The sequence below is a fragment of the Streptomyces sp. NPDC001157 genome, from assembly GCF_053598255.1.
This window is the reverse complement of sequence record NZ_JBSFJW010000061.1, coordinates 17,233-32,060: the sequence shown is the minus strand read 5'-3', so window position 1 is coordinate 32,060 and position 14,828 is coordinate 17,233. Positions and strand designations below refer to the sequence as shown.

At 71.1% G+C, this 14,828-nt stretch carries 17 protein-coding genes; 8 read left to right on the top strand and 9 right to left on the bottom strand.

All coding sequences use genetic code 11. The features are described 5' to 3' along the window. Nucleotides 1–136 precede the first annotated feature (136 nt). Together ACWDAG_RS45835 and ACWDAG_RS45830 are read right to left on the bottom strand one after the other, a co-directional pair. Entirely contained in the window at nt 137–835 is a 699-nt protein-coding gene (locus tag ACWDAG_RS45835; RefSeq protein ID WP_450701528.1) for an SDR family oxidoreductase, read from the bottom strand. A gap of 61 nt (nt 836–896) precedes the next feature. Continuing rightward, the gene (locus ACWDAG_RS45830; RefSeq protein WP_450701527.1) at nt 897–1,436 is read right to left on the bottom strand and encodes an LOG family protein; all 540 of its coding nucleotides are present in this window, start codon (nt 1,434–1,436) and stop codon (nt 897–899) included. Nucleotides 1,437–1,486: 50 nt separating this feature from the next. Between ACWDAG_RS45830 and ACWDAG_RS45825 the strand changes: the two genes are divergently transcribed. The 5 genes from ACWDAG_RS45825 (at nt 1,487) to ACWDAG_RS45805 (ending at nt 7,070) form a co-directional block, all read left to right on the top strand. Next, a complete protein-coding gene (locus tag ACWDAG_RS45825; RefSeq protein ID WP_450701526.1) occupies nt 1,487–1,810 on the top strand; it encodes a DUF427 domain-containing protein in 324 nt (107 codons plus the stop codon). Nucleotides 1,811–1,869: 59 nt separating this feature from the next. Next, on the top strand, nt 1,870–2,643 hold the full coding sequence (locus tag ACWDAG_RS45820; protein WP_450701525.1) for an alpha/beta fold hydrolase: 774 nt from the start codon (nt 1,870–1,872) through the stop codon (nt 2,641–2,643). 140 nt (nt 2,644–2,783) lie between these two features. After that, on the top strand, nt 2,784–4,412 hold the full coding sequence (locus ACWDAG_RS45815) for a glycosyltransferase family 2 protein (protein WP_450701524.1): 1,629 nt from the start codon (nt 2,784–2,786) through the stop codon (nt 4,410–4,412). Then, on the top strand, nt 4,409–5,419 hold the full coding sequence (locus ACWDAG_RS45810) for a glycoside hydrolase family 26 protein (protein WP_450701523.1): 1,011 nt from the start codon (nt 4,409–4,411) through the stop codon (nt 5,417–5,419). The genes ACWDAG_RS45815 and ACWDAG_RS45810 overlap by 4 nt, the downstream gene beginning before the upstream one ends. Before the next feature lie 10 nt (nt 5,420–5,429). Next, nucleotides 5,430–7,070 (top strand): glycosyltransferase family 39 protein, encoded by a 1,641-nt coding sequence (locus ACWDAG_RS45805; protein ID WP_450701522.1) that lies wholly within the window; start codon nt 5,430–5,432, stop codon nt 7,068–7,070. Between the two features lie 6 nt (nt 7,071–7,076). Here the strand turns inward: ACWDAG_RS45805 and mnmA are convergent, their stop codons facing one another. Further along, on the bottom strand, nt 7,077–8,213 hold the full coding sequence (gene mnmA, locus ACWDAG_RS45800; RefSeq protein WP_450701521.1) for a tRNA 2-thiouridine(34) synthase MnmA: 1,137 nt from the start codon (nt 8,211–8,213) through the stop codon (nt 7,077–7,079). Between the two features lie 60 nt (nt 8,214–8,273). Between mnmA and ACWDAG_RS45795 the strand changes: the two genes are divergently transcribed. Further along, nucleotides 8,274–8,933: an N-acetylmuramoyl-L-alanine amidase gene (locus tag ACWDAG_RS45795; RefSeq protein WP_450701520.1), complete on the top strand. Its 660-nt coding sequence runs from the start codon at nt 8,274–8,276 to the stop codon at nt 8,931–8,933. A gap of 225 nt (nt 8,934–9,158) precedes the next feature. Here ACWDAG_RS45795 and ACWDAG_RS45790 read toward each other — a convergent pair whose 3' ends face one another. From ACWDAG_RS45790 to ACWDAG_RS45780, 3 genes are all read right to left on the bottom strand, one after another. Continuing rightward, nucleotides 9,159–10,322: a cysteine desulfurase family protein gene (locus ACWDAG_RS45790; RefSeq protein ID WP_450701519.1), complete on the bottom strand. Its 1,164-nt coding sequence runs from the start codon at nt 10,320–10,322 to the stop codon at nt 9,159–9,161. 117 nt (nt 10,323–10,439) lie between these two features. Next, nucleotides 10,440–10,724, bottom strand: a complete 285-nt coding sequence (locus ACWDAG_RS45785) for a DUF4190 domain-containing protein (protein ID WP_450701518.1) — start codon at nt 10,722–10,724, stop codon at nt 10,440–10,442. Nucleotides 10,725–10,782: 58 nt separating this feature from the next. Then, nucleotides 10,783–10,944: a hypothetical protein gene (locus tag ACWDAG_RS45780; RefSeq protein WP_030942782.1), complete on the bottom strand. Its 162-nt coding sequence runs from the start codon at nt 10,942–10,944 to the stop codon at nt 10,783–10,785. Between the two features lie 145 nt (nt 10,945–11,089). Between ACWDAG_RS45780 and ACWDAG_RS45775 the strand changes: the two genes are divergently transcribed. After that, complete coding sequence (locus tag ACWDAG_RS45775; RefSeq protein WP_450701517.1) at nt 11,090–11,716, top strand: TetR family transcriptional regulator; 627 nt, start codon at nt 11,090–11,092, stop codon at nt 11,714–11,716. A gap of 19 nt (nt 11,717–11,735) precedes the next feature. Here ACWDAG_RS45775 and ACWDAG_RS45770 read toward each other — a convergent pair whose 3' ends face one another. Then, nucleotides 11,736–12,002: a hypothetical protein gene (locus tag ACWDAG_RS45770; protein WP_450701516.1), complete on the bottom strand. Its 267-nt coding sequence runs from the start codon at nt 12,000–12,002 to the stop codon at nt 11,736–11,738. A 62-nt stretch (nt 12,003–12,064) separates the two neighbouring features. Beyond that, a complete protein-coding gene (locus ACWDAG_RS45765; protein WP_450701515.1) occupies nt 12,065–13,042 on the bottom strand; it encodes a helix-turn-helix transcriptional regulator in 978 nt (325 codons plus the stop codon). A 114-nt stretch (nt 13,043–13,156) separates the two neighbouring features. Between ACWDAG_RS45765 and ACWDAG_RS45760 the strand changes: the two genes are divergently transcribed. Continuing rightward, on the top strand, nt 13,157–13,744 hold the full coding sequence (locus ACWDAG_RS45760; protein ID WP_450701531.1) for a TIGR03086 family metal-binding protein: 588 nt from the start codon (nt 13,157–13,159) through the stop codon (nt 13,742–13,744). A gap of 163 nt (nt 13,745–13,907) precedes the next feature. Here ACWDAG_RS45760 and ACWDAG_RS45755 read toward each other — a convergent pair whose 3' ends face one another. Next, the gene (locus ACWDAG_RS45755; RefSeq protein WP_450701514.1) at nt 13,908–14,768 is read right to left on the bottom strand and encodes a thioesterase family protein; all 861 of its coding nucleotides are present in this window, start codon (nt 14,766–14,768) and stop codon (nt 13,908–13,910) included. Between the last annotated feature and the right edge of the window lie 60 nt (nt 14,769–14,828).

The following is a 14,828-nucleotide window of genomic DNA, read 5'->3' as shown; positions in this document are numbered from 1 at the left end:
CGAATGGGCGACCGCGCGTCACGCCGTTATCTGAGCGTCCTGCGCGGACGGGCTGAGATGGCTGGGCCAAATCCAGCCCCTCCGGCGTTTGAGGAGCGGGGGTCCGGGGGCTGGCCCCCGGTAGCGAAAACATCCGTCACCGACCCGGTCGCACCGTCAGGTCATTGACCTCCGCATCCCTCGGCAGATCGACGGCCATCAGAATCGTCGTCGCGACGGACTCGGGGTCGATCCACTTCGACGCGTCGTACTCCTTGCCCTCCTGCTGGTGGACCTTGGCCTGCATGGGACTGGCGGTGCGGCCGGGATAGACCGAGGTGACACGCACGCCGTTGCCGTGCTCCTCGTGCCGCAGGGAGTCGGCCAGGGCCTTCAGGCCGTGTTTCGAGGCCGCGTAGGCGGACCATTCGGCGTGGGCGTTCAGGCCCGCTCCGGAGTTGACGAAGACCACATGGCCGCGGGCGGCGCGGAGTTGGGGCAGGAAGTGGCGGGTCAGCTCGGCCGGGGCGATCAGGTTGACGTTGAGCTGGTGGCGCCAGGACTTGGGCGTCAGCTCGCCGACCGGTCCGAGGTCGACCACACCCGCGATGTGGAGCAGGGAGTCGACGCGGTCCGGCAGCGTCTGGTGCGAGAAGGCCCAGGACAGCTTGTCCGGGTCGGACAGATCGCCGACCAGCGTCCTCGCCCCGGGAAACTCCGCCGCGAGTTCCTTGGCGCGGCCCGCGTCGCGCGCGTGCAGCACGAGTTCGTCCCCGCGCGCGTGGAGGCGGCGGGCGACGGCCGCGCCGATGCCGGAGCCCGCTCCGGTGATCACATGGGTAGCCATGCCCGCCATGCTCGCACCCGCCGGGGTCCGCGCAGCGCCGAGCCCTTCCACCGCCCGCTTCACGCGCGCCTCACTCGACGCCCTGGCTCTCCTCCAGGTAGGCCAGCGCACCCACCGGCTCCTCCGCGAAGAACACCAGGTCGGTGAGGGGCCGGGGCAGGAACCCCTCGTCCTCCATGCGCCGGAACTGCTCCTTGAGGCCGTCGTAGAAGCCCGCCGTGTTGAGCAGGACGACCGGCTTGTCGGTGTGGCCGTGCTTCTTCAGTTCCAGGATCTCCGTGGCTTCGTCCAGCGTTCCCGTCCCGCCGACCATGACCACCACCGCGTCGGCCTTCTCCAGAAGCAGCCTCTTCCGCTCGGCGAGGTCCTTCGCGATCACCATCTCGTCGGCGCCGGGCCGCGCCTTGGCCGCCAGGAAGTCCACGGAGACCCCGCACAGCCGTCCTCCGGCCTCCTGCACGCCGTCGGCGACCACCTTCATCAGGCCGACGTCCGAACCGCCCCACACCAGGGTGTGGCCGCCCTTGCCCAGCAGTTTCGCGAACTCGCGAGCCGGGCGCGTGTAGCGGTCGTCGAGGTCGGCGGCGGAGAGGAAGACGCAGATTCGCATGCCCTCACCGTACGCGGGAAGAAACGGGGCTCCGCGAATGCTTTTCCGGCATGACCGAAGGACACACGATCACCATCGAGCAAAGCGACCAGCACGTGCGCGTGGTGCACGGCGAGCAGGTCCTGGCGGAGAGCGAACGGCCCCTCATCCTCAGGGAGACGGGCTGTCCGCCGCGGTACTACCTCCCTGCCGAGGACGTACGGCTCGATCTGCTGACCCCGTCCGACACCCACACCTACTGCCCGTTCAAGGGCACCGCGAGCTACTGGTCGCTGCCGGACGCGGCGGACCTGGTGTGGTCCTATCCCGAGCCCAAGCCCGAGGTCGCCGAGATCAAGGACCACCTCTGCTTCTACGAAGTCGAGGTGTCCTGAGCCGGCTCTTCAGCGCGTAAGGGCGATTATTTCCCTGCCTTGGGGCAGTCTCCACAGGCATGGACAAGAAGACCATTTCGCGCGACGGCACCTCCCTCGCCTATCAACGCACCGGGCAGGGGCCCGCGGTCATCCTCGTCAGCGGCGCGATGTCGACGGGCGCCACCGTGGCACCCCTCGCCGGGCCGCTCGCCGGGCGCTTCAGCGTCGTCTCCTACGACCGCCGGGGCCGCGGCGAGAGCGGCGACACCCAGCCGTACGCCGTGGCCCGCGAGGTCGAGGATCTCGCCGCGCTCATCGACGCGGTGGGCGGCGAGGCCTCGCTGTACGGCATCTCGTCGGGCGGCGCGCTGGTCCTGGAGGCGGCCGCGAGCGGGCTGCCGGTCCGTCGCGTCGCCGTGTACGAGGTGCCGTTCGCGGTGTACGAGGGTGGCGCGAAGGAGCGCGCCGAGTACACCGAGCGGCTCGACGAGGCGCTCGGGCAGGGCCGGCTCGGGGACGCGGTCGAGCTGTTCCTCAGGCTCACCGGGCTGGCCGAGGAGATGATCCAGGGCGCCCGCAACTCCCCCATGTGGGCGGGCATGGAGGCGATCGCGCCGAGCCTGGCGTACGACAACGCCGTGATGGGGGACGGTCTGGTGCCGCGCGACCGGCTGGCCGGGATCGATGTGCCCGTTCTGTCCCTCGCGGGCAGCGCGAGCCCCGCCTGGATGCGCGAGGCCGCCCGCGCCGTGGCCGAAACGGCACCCCAGGGAACGTATCGAATCCTGGAGGGACAGACCCACATGGTGGATCCGAACGTCCTCGCGCCGGCGCTGGCGGAGTTCCTCTAGATGGGCGCGCTCCCACCTCGAGACTTGATGAACCCGAAACCTACCGGGGTGGAATAGCCACATAAGATTCACAATGAACTCGCGCTTCCGGCGAGCCTCCTTGTCCCCCGGCATTCCGGCTCGCTTGTGGAGCACGACCCATGAACACCGCGCACACCCTGCCCGACGGCGGTATCCCGGCGATCCCGCCGCAGCGCCGCCGCCGGGCCGAACCGCGCAAGGCACTTTCCGGCCATGATCGGACCGGGCTGCTGCCCTCCCCTCCCGACGACCGGGAGAAGATCTCGTACGTCAGGCGCCACACCTGGGTGCTGACGTACTCCTCCCTCGTCGGGTTCGTGTGCCTGGTGATCAGTCAGGTGCAGGCGGCGGCGACCAGCGCATGGATCTGGGCGTACATACCGCTCCTGCTGCTGTCCGTGGTGAGCTTTCTGATCTCGTTCCGGCTGGACGCCTTCACCCCGAGCTTCGACCTGCGCGGGCACCGCCGTCTGGTCAAGGCCTGGCAGCCGGAGCGGTATCCGGATGTCGACGTGTTCCTGCCGGTGTGCGGGGAGCCCATCGAGGTGCTGCACAACACCTGGCTGCACGTGCGCACGCTGGCCGAGCGCTACCCGGGGACGGTCACCCCGATCGTGCTGGACGACTCCGACGACGCGGAGATCGGCGCCATGGCCGACGACTTCGGCTTCCGGTACCTGGTGCGGCCCAACCGGGGCTGGATGAAGAAGGCGGGCAATCTGCGGCACGGCTTCGAGCGCTCCTCGGGCGAGTTCATCCTCATCCTGGACGCCGACTTCGCGCCCCGCGCGGATCTTCTTCACGAGCTGCTGCCGTACATGGACCGCGAGCCGCGCACCGGCATCGTGCAGTCGCCGCAGTTCTTCCGGGTCCTGGACCAGCAGAACTGGATCGAGCGCGGGGCCGCGGCCGTGCAGGAGCTGTTCTACCGCAGCGTCCAGGTGTCCCGGCAGAAGAGCGACGGCTCGATCTGCGTCGGCAGCTGCGCGGTGTACCGGCGCAGCGCCCTGGCCGAGATCGGCGGCACCAGCCTGGTCGAGCACTCCGAGGACATGTACACCGGGTTCGAACTACGCGCGCGTGGATGGGATCTGACGTACGTACCGGTCGCGCTGTCCACCGGGGTGTGCCCGGACACGGTGGGCGCCTTCTACAGCCAGCAGTACCGCTGGTGCATGGCCTCGCTCGCGATGCTCGGCAGCAAGGACTTCTGGCGCACGAAGATGCGCTTCGTCAGCCGGCTGTGCTATCTGTCCGGATTCGTCTACTACATCGAGACCGGGCTGCTGACCTTCAGCGGCCCGCTCATCGCCCTGACGATCATGCTGGCGGCCCCCGAGCAGCTGAAGCTGGCGAACATCGGCCTGGTGCTGCCCAGCGTCGTCTATCTGACCGTGATCTACCCGATCTGGCACCGCAACCCCTACCGCCTGGAGGCCTGGGCCACCCGCATCCTGTACGGCTGGGCGCACGCCTTCGCCATCTGGGACACCGTGCGCCGCCGCCCGATGGGCTGGACGCCGACCGGAGCGGGCGGCGCCAAGGGCAGCAAGACGCGCCGCCTGTGGATCGGCATGTGGGCCTGGAGCGGGACGACCGCCGTGGCCTGGATCGCGGTCGCGGTCTGGCGGATGAGCACCTCGCTCAGCCCCTCCGACTACGCCCTGATGCTCGCCTCCGGCCTCTTCTACGGCGTCGCGGTCGCCCGCGCCCTCATCCAGCCGCGCGCCGAGGCGGCCGCCGTATGAGCCGGATTGTCCCTGTGACCGGCCCCCGTCGCCTGCTGCTCGCCCTCGCGGGCTGTCTGCTGGCGGCCGTCTCCGCCTGCGCACCGCCCGCCCCGCAGGTCTCCGCGGCCGCGGCCGCCAAGGCGCAGCAGCAGACACAGAGCACCGAACCGCCGTACGACATAAGGCCCTTGCTGAAGCCGGACCACAAGTTCCTCGGTGTCGCCTTCAACGGCTCGCCCCGCGCCTCCGCGCCTGTGACCGCCTTCGCCGGCAAGGCCGGGAAGCAGCCCGACCTGCGCGAGTACTACGCGAAGTGGGGCGACCCGTTCCAGGCGGACGTCAACCGTGCCGTGTGGGACGACGGCCAACTGCCCTTCCTGGTCTGGGAACCCTTCTCCCGTACGGCAGCGCAGATCGCCGCCGGACAGGACGACGCGTACATCCGGGAGTTCGCGGACGCCGTGCGCGACTACAACCGGCCGCTCGCGCTGAGCTTCGGGCACGAGATGAACGGGGGCTGGTACCCCTGGGGCAGCGGGAAGACCAGGGCGGCCGACTTCGCGCGCGCGTGGCGGCACATCCACGACCTGTTCACGGACGAGGGCGCGGCCGACGTCATCTGGGTGTGGAGCCCGAACGTCATCAACCCGGTCCCCGACGTCCGGCTCAAGCCGTACTACCCCGGGGACGCGTACGTGGACTGGGTGGGCGTCGTCGGCTACTACGCGCTGCGCGGCCCGACCACCTTCCGCACCCTGTTCGGGCCGACCATGACCGAGATCCGCCGCTTCAGCGACAAGCCGTTCCTGATCGCGGAGACGGGTGTCCAGGCCGGGGAGAGCAAGCCCACCCAGATCGCCGACCTGTTCGCGGGGGTACGCGCGCGTGCCGACGTGCTGGGCCTGGTCTGGTTCAACCTCAAGAAGGAGGCCGACTGGCGCATCGACAGCGGCCCCCTGTCGCTCGCCGCGTTCCGGAAGGCGGCCGCGGACGGCTCCTTCGGCTTCGACGTCCGCAATCTGTAGGGGGCCGCAGATGGAGCAGAACGACTCGACCATGCAACTGCCCGTGGCGCGGCCGAAGGCCCGCCGCCGGGTCGCCGAGACGATGCAGCTGCGCGTGCTGCGGCCCCGGCCGGGCGGCTACACCCTGCGCCCCGTCCCCGACTCCGGCTGGTCGGCCGAGGCCAGCTCGCGCCGTGTCTGGGTCAGCCGACTGGTCCTGCTGGCCCTGCTGGTCATGCAGACCGCGCTGTCGCTGCGGCTGCAGAACACGGCCTTCGAGGACGAGGCCCTGTACCTCTTCGCCGGGCACGCCGAGCTCGGCCACCTGCTGCACGGCACGAAGCTCTACGGCGGCTTCGAGAGCTACTTCTCCGGGGCGCCCGTCCTCTACCCGGTCCTCGCGGCCGCCGTCGACTCCGTGTTCGGTCTGGCCGGGGCCCGCGCACTGAGCCTCGCCTGCATGCTGGGCTGCACCTCCCTGCTGTACGCGATGACGCGCCGCCTGTTCAACGAGCGTGCGGGTCTGTGCGCGGCCGGTGTCTTCGCCATCGCCCAGTCCACGGCGTTCATGGGCAACTTCGCGACCTACGACGCCCTCGCCCTGTTCCTGCTGGCGCTGGCCGCCTGGATCGTCGTACGCACATCGGACGCACACCCGCTGCCGGCCCTGCTCGCCGCGCCGGTCGCCGCGCTCGCCGTGGGGGTCAAGTACGCCTCCGCGCTGTATCTGCCCACCGTGGTGCTGCTGTGCGTCCTGACCGCCTACCAACGGCGCGGTCTGCCGCGGGCGTTGCTGCGTGGCGTGCTGCTCTGCGTGGTCACCGCCGCGCTGCTGGGCGCGGGGCTGTACGCCTCCGGGTACCTCGCGGCGATCCAGTCCACCACGACGGCCCGTGCGGCCGGTACGACGCCCTCCGGGCAGATCCTGCGCGACTGCGCCCGCTGGGGCGGCCTGGCGGTCGCCGTGGCCCTTGTGGGGGCGTTCTCGTACGTCCGCACCGGCCGGATGAGCGAGATGCCGGGCTGGCGCGGGAACCTGCCGGGGGCCCGCTGGCGGGCCGCGCTCGGCCTGCTGCTGGTCGGCACGGCCCTGCTCGCGCCCGCCTACCAGCTGCACCTGCACACCGGGGTCTCGCTGCACAAGCACATCGGCTACGGCCTGTTCTTCGCGGCACCGCTGGCCGGGGTCGGCGTCACCCGGCTGATGGGCGCGCACTTCAAGTACCCGCAGTGGGCGATCTTCCTGGGCGTGGTGCTGCTCTCCAGCGGCATGTCGCAGGCGTACGACAACTTCCACACCTGGCCCGACTCCAGGGGCCTGGTGGCCGCGACACGGCCCTACGTGAACGCCCACGGGCACTACCTCGCCGACACCTACGAGGTGCCGGTCTACGAGCTGGGCAAGGACACTTCGTACCGGCAGTGGAACTCGACGTACACGATCGACTACACGACCCGTTCCGGACGGCACCTCACGGGCGCGGCCGGCTTCAAGGCGGCCGTGTCCGAACGGCACTTCACGCTGATCGTGCTGGACCGGGGCAACCCGACGGGCCGGAGCACCACCGTCCGCGACGCGCTCGTCCACTCGACCGGCTACCGCCTCATCGGCACGGTGCCGTACGCAGCGGGCTGGGGCAGCAGCCGGTTCGAGCTCTGGGCGCCTTCCTAGAGACGGTCAGACGACCGAGGTCGTCGTCCTCGCGCGCGTGGTCGTCGCGATCGTCGCCGAGCCCACCACGCGCGTGCCGTCGTACAGCACGATCGCCTGGCCGGGGGCGACACCACGGACCGGCTCCGTGAAGGAGACCTCCAGGGTGCCGTCGACCAGTTCGGCGGTGACCTCGGTCTCGCCGCCGTGGGCGCGCAGCTGGGCGGTGTACGTGCCGGGCCCGGAGGGGGCCGTGCCGCACCAGCGGGGCTTGATCGCGGTCAGGGCGGTCACGTCCAGGGCGTCGGCCGGGCCGACCGTCACCGTGTTGTTCACCGGCGAGATGTCCAGGACGTAGCGCGGCTTGCCGTCGGGTGCCGGGGTGCCGATGCGCAGGCCCTTGCGCTGGCCGATGGTGAAGCCGTACGCGCCCTCGTGGGTGCCGATCTTCGCCCCGGACTCGTCGACGATGTCGCCCTCCGCCTTGCCGAGCCGGTTCGCCAGGAAGCCCTGGGTGTCGCCGTCGGCGATGAAGCAGATGTCGTGCGAGTCGGGCTTCTTGGCGACCGCGAGACCGCGGCGCTCGGCCTCGGCACGGATCTCGTCCTTGGTCGTCACGGTGTCGCCGAGCGGGAAGAGGGCGTGCGCCAGCTGCCTCTCGTCCAGGACGCCGAGGACGTACGACTGGTCCTTGGCCATGTCCGAGGCGCGGTGCAGCTCGCGGGTGCCGTCCTCGTTCACGATCACCTGGGCGTAGTGGCCGGTGCAGACGGCGTCGAAGCCGAGGGCCAGGGCCTTGTCGAGCAGGGCCGCGAACTTGATCTTCTCGTTGCAGCGCAGGCAGGGGTTCGGGGTGCGGCCGGCCTCGTACTCGGCGACGAAGTCCTCGACCACGTCCTCGCGGAACCGGTCGGCGAGGTCCCAGACGTAGAACGGGATGCCGATGACGTCCGCGGCGCGGCGGGCGTCGCGCGAGTCCTCGATGGTGCAACAGCCACGCGCGCCCGTGCGGAAGGATTGCGGGTTCGCGGAGAGCGCGAGGTGGACGCCGGTCACGTCGTGGCCGGCCTCCGCGGCGCGGGCGGCGGCGACGGCGGAGTCCACTCCGCCGGACATGGCGGCGAGAACGCGAAGAGGGCGGGGGCGCTGCGAGGTGTCAGTCATAGCCCTTCAAGAGTACGGGGACGCGGGAACCGGAGCCCACGAGTATCCGTTGGTGATCACATGGGGGCGAGCAGGAGTGACTCGGACCGGCGGATCGGGCGCCGTGCGCTGCTGCTGGGCGGCGCGGCGGCCGCGGTCGGCACGGCGGTGCTGGCGCGTGCGGAGCTGTCGCACCTGTGGTGGCGGCTGCCGGGGGTGGAGAAGCCGCGCACCCCGGGTGCGGTCGACTTCCGGGGTGCGCGGTGGCTGGCGGCCTCGCCGGCGAACTACCGGCGGGCCGACCGGCCGGACGACTACTCGATAGACCGGGTGGTCATCCATGTCACCCAGGGCGACTTCGTCAGCGCGGTGAAGGCCTTCCAGGATCCGGATCACAAGGCCGCGGCCCACTACATCGTCCGCAGGGACGGGCGCATCACCCAGATGATCCGCGAGCTGGACGTGGCCTTCCACGCGGGCAACCGGGAGTACAACGAACGCAGTGTCGGCATCGAGCACGAGGGCTTCGTCGAGGACAGATCGTCCTTCACGGACGCGATGTACGCCTCCTCGGCGCGGCTGACCGCGGGGATCTGCCGGCGGTACGGCATACCCGTCGACCGCGAGCACATCATCGGGCATGTGGAGGTGCCGGGGACGGACCACACCGACCCGGGGCGGTACTGGGACTGGGACCGGTACATGGGGCTCGTGCGGTCGGTGAAGACAACGAAGTCGTAAAGCCTTCCGCGGGGACGAGGTGTCCGTTGCGTCCCTCACGCCCGGCGCGATCTGGCCTTGCTCAACTTGGCTTTTTTCAAGGTAGTTGGGTGGGGCAGACGCTCAGGGCGCCCTCACAGCACACCACGAAGCCCGGCTGGGGGCGCCTTCTCGCTGCTGACCGAGGCGGGCAAGAACAAGGCGAGCGCCGCGACCGACACCGCCACCCTGGCTAGCGGCGCCGGTTCAGGTCAGCCCGGCGGCTCGCGCACGCTCGACCGCCGGGCCGATCGCCTTCGCCAGTGCCTCGACGTCGGCCTCCGTGGAGGTGTGGCCGAGGGAGAAGCGGAGGGTGCCGCGGGCCAGGTCCGGGTCGGTGCCGGTGGCGAGCAGGACGTGGCTGGGCTGGGCGACGCCCGCGGTGCAGGCGGAGCCGGTGGAGCACTCGATGCCCTGGGCGTCGAGGAGCAGCAGCAGCGAGTCGCCCTCGCAGCCCGGGAAGGTGAAGTGGGCGTTGGCCGGGAGGCGGTCCACGGGGTCCCCGCCCAGGATCGCGTCCGGCACCGCCGCGCGGACGGCCTCCACCAGGCTGTCGCGCAGGGCGCCGATCTCACGCTCGAACCACTCGCGCTGCTCGGCGGCGAGGCGTCCGGCCACCGCGAAGGAGGCGACGGCGGGGACGTCGAGGGTGCCGGAGCGGACATGACGCTCCTGGCCGCCGCCGTGCAGGACCGGTACGGGGGTGTACTCGCGGCCGAGGACCAGGGCACCGATGCCGTACGGGCCGCCGATCTTGTGGCCGGAGACCGTCATCGCGGCGAGGCCGGAGGCGGCGAAGTCGACCGGGACCTGGCCGAAGGCCTGGACCGCGTCGGCATGCAGCGGGATGTCGAACTCCCGTGCCACGTCGGCGAGTTCACGGACCGGCATGACCGTGCCGATCTCGTTGTTCGCCCACATCACGGTGGCGAGGGCCACGTCGTCGGGGTTGCGGGCGATGGCCTCGCGCAGCGCCTCGGGGTGGACCCGTCCGTACGGGTCGACCGGGAGGTACTCGACGGTGGCGCCTTCGTGTTCGCCGAGCCAGTGGACGGCGTCGAGGACCGCGTGGTGTTCGACGGGGCTGGCGAGGACGCGGGTGCGGGCCGGGTCGGCGTCGCGGCGGGACCAGTACAGGCCCTTCACGGCGAGGTTGTCGGCCTCGGTGCCGCCGGAGGTGAGAACGACCTCGCTGGGGCGGGCGCCGAGCGCTTCCGCAAGGGTCTCGCGGGCCTCCTCGACGGTGCGGCGGGCCTGTCGGCCGGAGGCATGGAGGGAGGAGGCGTTGCCGGTGACGCTCAGCTGCGCGGTCATCGCCTCGACCGCCTCGGGGAGCATCGGCGTGGTCGCGGCGTGGTCGAGGTAAGCCATGGTGGGGCCGATTCTACGGGGCCCCCGTCGCCGGCCGTACGTCCGGACCGGGCGGTTCGGCGGCCGGGCCCCGTCGTCCTCGGGGAGGTCGGCCGTTCGTCATGGTGGGTCTCGGGCTCACAGGCTCCACGAAACCGTGTTGGACATCTGCATGGCGATCACCAGGACCACCAGGTCGGCCACGCCCAGAGCCATACCCAGGTATGCGCGGCCGCGGCGGACCGTACCGCGCCAGAGGGCGACGGCGGCAAGGACGATGGCGACCGGGCCGAGGAAGATGTTCAGCACGAGGAGGCCGAGAAGGCCGAGGATGAAGGACGCCACGGCCATGCCGTCGGCGTCGCGGGCGGGCTTGCGGGTGGTGGTGTCGGCGCGGCCGGCGGCCGGGGCGGTGAGTTGCATCGTGCTCAGCTCCAGGAGGCGATGAGTCGGAAGTCGGTTCGGGCGCTCGACTCGGCGGTCAGTTGGCCGAGGTGCGGCGGCTGTGGCGCTCACGGGCGGCGAAGATGCCGAGCCAGACGGCGATACCGGCGGCCACGAGGGCGGTGACGGTCAGCGGCGCGTGGGCCACGGTGCCCAGGACGACGCCGAGCAGCATGAGTGCGGCGACGAGGAACAGCATGGGATTCGATCCCCCTCCAGGACGCCCGAAGGGCGCCTCTCGTTAAATTTCGGTGAACGGTTGTAGTTACACTTGTTCACTGACTTCAGAGTCTAGCGCGCCGGACGGCTTTTCAAATCCGGAGAACAGTTGTTAACTGGATGACATGAGTCACACCCTCGGCATCCGGCAGGCCCAGAAGCAGAAGACCCGGCAGGCGCTCCTGGACGCGGCGCTCGGTCTGCTGGAGGAGCAGAGCCTGAGCAGTCTGGGCCTGCGCGAGGTCACGCGCGCCGTCGGCGTCGCCCCGACCGCCTTCTACCGCCACTTCCGCTCCACTGCCGATCTCGGCGTGGCCCTGGTCGAGGAGGCGCTGGGCAGCCTGCACCCGATGATCCGGACGACGGTGTCCGCGGCCGACTCCAGCGAGGAACGGATAGGGCGCGCCATCGAGTTGATCGCCGGCCATGTGGACGCGTACCCCGCCCATGTCCGTTTTATCGCCCGCGAGCGGCACGGCGGGGTCCAGCCGGTGCGGGAGGCCATCCGGGACCAACTGGCCCGGTTCGCCGAGGAGGTGAAGACCGAGCTGGCCAAGGACCCCGAGTCCGAGGGCTGGAGCGACGACGACCTGCTCATGCTGGCCCATCTGTATGTGGACCAGATGCTGATCACCGCCTCGCTGTTCCTGGAGGCCCTGGAGGGCGCCCAGGGGGACCGGGAGCGCGTGGCGCAGGTCGCGACCCGCCAGATGCGGCTGATCAGCATCGGGCGGCACCACTGGGCGAACTGAGCCCGGGCAGCGTCCGAGGTCAGTTCTTGGCGGCCGACGCGGTGGGGGCACCGCTGGGTGCGGCACCGCCACCACCGGGGCCGCCCTGACCGCCGCCCGTGGCCGCGCCGGCGCTGGGCGTACCGCTCGGCATGCCCGAGGGGGCGCCGGACGGCCGCGCGGTGACGTTGCCGTTCGGTGCCTGACAGGCCTGCTGCTGCCCGGAGTTTCCCTTGTTCGAGGACGACGACGAGTCGCCCGAGCCGCAGGCCGCCAGGACCAGAGGCGAGAGCGCCGGCAGAGCCACTGCGGGGACGAGACGCACACGCTTCAAATCAACGGCGCTCAGGGCTTCCTTGAACTGCGGCTTCACAAACCGCTCTCGCCTACTCGCTGGTACAGGTCCGTGACAGAAGCGGCCGCGGCGGCCAGCTCCGCGCGCACCTCGGGCGGCGAGAGGACCTCCACGTGATCGGCGAACTGCAGCAGCTGGCGTGCCTCGCGGACCACGCCGTACGAGAGCCGCGCGGTCACCCACTCGCCCTCTCCTTCGCCGTCGGGGAGTTCAGCGAGCTGAGAGGCGTTCAGGCGCAGGAACATGTCGAGGCGGTCGCGGCGCACGCGCACGGTGACGTCGAGTCCGCCGGGCCGCTCCTCGACCTGGCGGCGCAACGCCTCCCAGGCGTCCGGGAGTTCGACACCCGGCCGCCGTTTCACCTCGTCGTCCAGGACGGTGGCGGACTGCACCCGGTCGGCCCGGAAGAGCTGCGGTCTCCCGCGCCGGTCGGCGACCAGGTACCAGACACCCGCCTTCGACACGAGCCCGTACGGGTCCACGGTGTACGTCCGCGCCTCCTGCGCCCCGCTGTGCCGGTAGCGCAGCCGCAGCCGGCGGTCGGCGAAGACGGCGTCCTGAAGGGTGTCCAGGTCGACGGCGGCTTGCGGACCGCCCTTCCAGCGCGTGGCGTCGACGAGGATGCGGCGGGAGGTCACCTCGGCGGCCGGGCGGTGCGGCGCCGGCAGCGCGGCCATCACCTTGCGCAGCGCTGAGCCGAGCGCCGCGTCCAGGCCGAGTGCGGCGTGTGCGCCCTGGGCGGCGAGGATGAACAGGGCGCGGGACTCGTCGGCGGTCAGGCCCGTGACGTCCGTACGGAACCCGGCGAGCAGCTCGATGCCGCCGTGCCGCCCGCGCTCGGCGTAGACCGGGACACCGGAGGCGGACAGGGCCTCGACGTCCCGGTAGATGGTCCGCACCGACACCTCCAGGCGGTCGGCGAGTTCGTGCGCGGGGACGCGGCCGCGGGTCTGCAGAAGCAGCAGGATCGAGAGCAGTCGGTCGGACTTCACCGCACCAGAATCGCGCCGTGCGAAGGCCTCCGGCAAATGTTGACGGAAGCTGTCAGGTTATGCGGGGACTCTCTGACCCGAAGAGCCCGCCAGAGAGAGGCCCCCATGAACGCCATGAACGCCACCGACCCCCGCCCCGTGTACGCCCGCGCCACCGAGCAGGCAGCGGCGCTCATCAAGACGGTACGTCCCGAGCAGCTGACGGGCCCGACCCCGTGCACCGAGTTCGACGTACGCACCCTGCTCAGCCACATCGTCGGCGGCACCCTGCGCATCGCGGTGGTCGGCGAGGGCGGCGACGGGCTCGCCGTACGCCCGTTCGTGGACGACGTGGCCGACGACGACTGGACGGCCGTGTACGACGAGGTCCGCACCCGGGTCCTCAAGGCCTGGGCGGGTGACGACCGCATGGAGGCCCCGGTGCGCGTCCCCTGGGGCGAGGTGCCGGGCCGCGCGGCCCTCTCCGGCTACGTCATGGAACTGGTCACCCACACCTGGGACCTCTCCGAGTCCCTCGGCCACCCTCTCGAACTCGACCCGGACCTGGCCGAGTTCGCCCTCGGCACCGCCCGCCGCGTCCTGCCCGACCCACGGCGCGACGAGCAGACGCCCTTCGCCGACGTCCTGCCGACTCCTGAAGGGGCCGACGCCTACCGGCAGTTGGCAGCCTGGCTCGGACGGGCTCCGCTCAGCCGAGCCTGAACGACCTCGTCCTCAAACGCCGGACAGGCTGAGATGGCTGAGCCAAATCCAGCCCCTCCGGCGTTTGAGGAGCGGGGGTCCGGGGGCTGGCCCCCGGGTCGGGACGGGTAGGGGCGGCGGGGGCGAAACCCCTCTGGCCGGCGCAACCCGCGGCGCGCCTCGCTCAGCCGAGCCTGACGCGTGCCAGTTGGCGGGACTGGGCCACCAGGCGGTCGTTGCTGTCCCAGACCTCCGCGTCCTCCTCCAGGAAGCCGCCGGCCAGGTTGCGGGTGGTGATCGAGACGCGCAGGGGCCCGGGGGCCGGGCGGGAGCGGACGTGGACCGTGAGCTCCACCGTGGGCACCCAGCCCTTCAGGCCGAGCTCGAAGGCGGTGGGCGGGAGTGCATCCACCGCCAGGAGGAGGGAGAGGGGGTCGGCGTCCCGGCCGTCCGCGAGGCCGAACCAGGCGCGCATCTCACCCTTGCCCGAGGGGGCGCCCAGTGCCCAGCCCAGGGTCGACGGGTCGATCTTGATCATCAGGCGGTCGGTGATCGCCGAGCTGCCGTCGACAGGGGCAGGGCCGTCCTGAGGGCCGAAGCACTGGTCCATGGGCGGGAACGCCGGCGGGACGGCCGTCGTACGGACGTCGTCCGGCAGTGCGTCCAGGTCGCCGTACGAGGCGAGGACACGGATGCGTTCCACCTCGCGGCCCTGCTCGTCGTACTGGAGGAGCGAGGCCTGGCCGGTCGACAGGGTGCGGCCCGTCCGTACGACGTCGGTGCGGACGACCGCGGGGCCCGGCTGGGACGCCGTCAGATAGTGCGCCGAGATCGTGAACGGGTCGGCGTGCGGCAGCGCGTCCGCGAGGGCGCGGCCCAGGACGGCCAGCAGATAGCCGCCGTTGACGGCGTTGATGATGGTCCAGCCGGCGGAGAGGTCGATGTCGTAGACGCCGGGTGCGCGCCGGACGAGCGCGGTGTCCCGGTCGAACTCGCTGTCGCCGATGGTGGCCCTGACGGCCTGCGCGGAAGCTGCTTCTGACATGTCTGAACCGTACAACGAGAAACTACTAAGCGGTAGCTTTTGAGGTTACGGCTACATGAC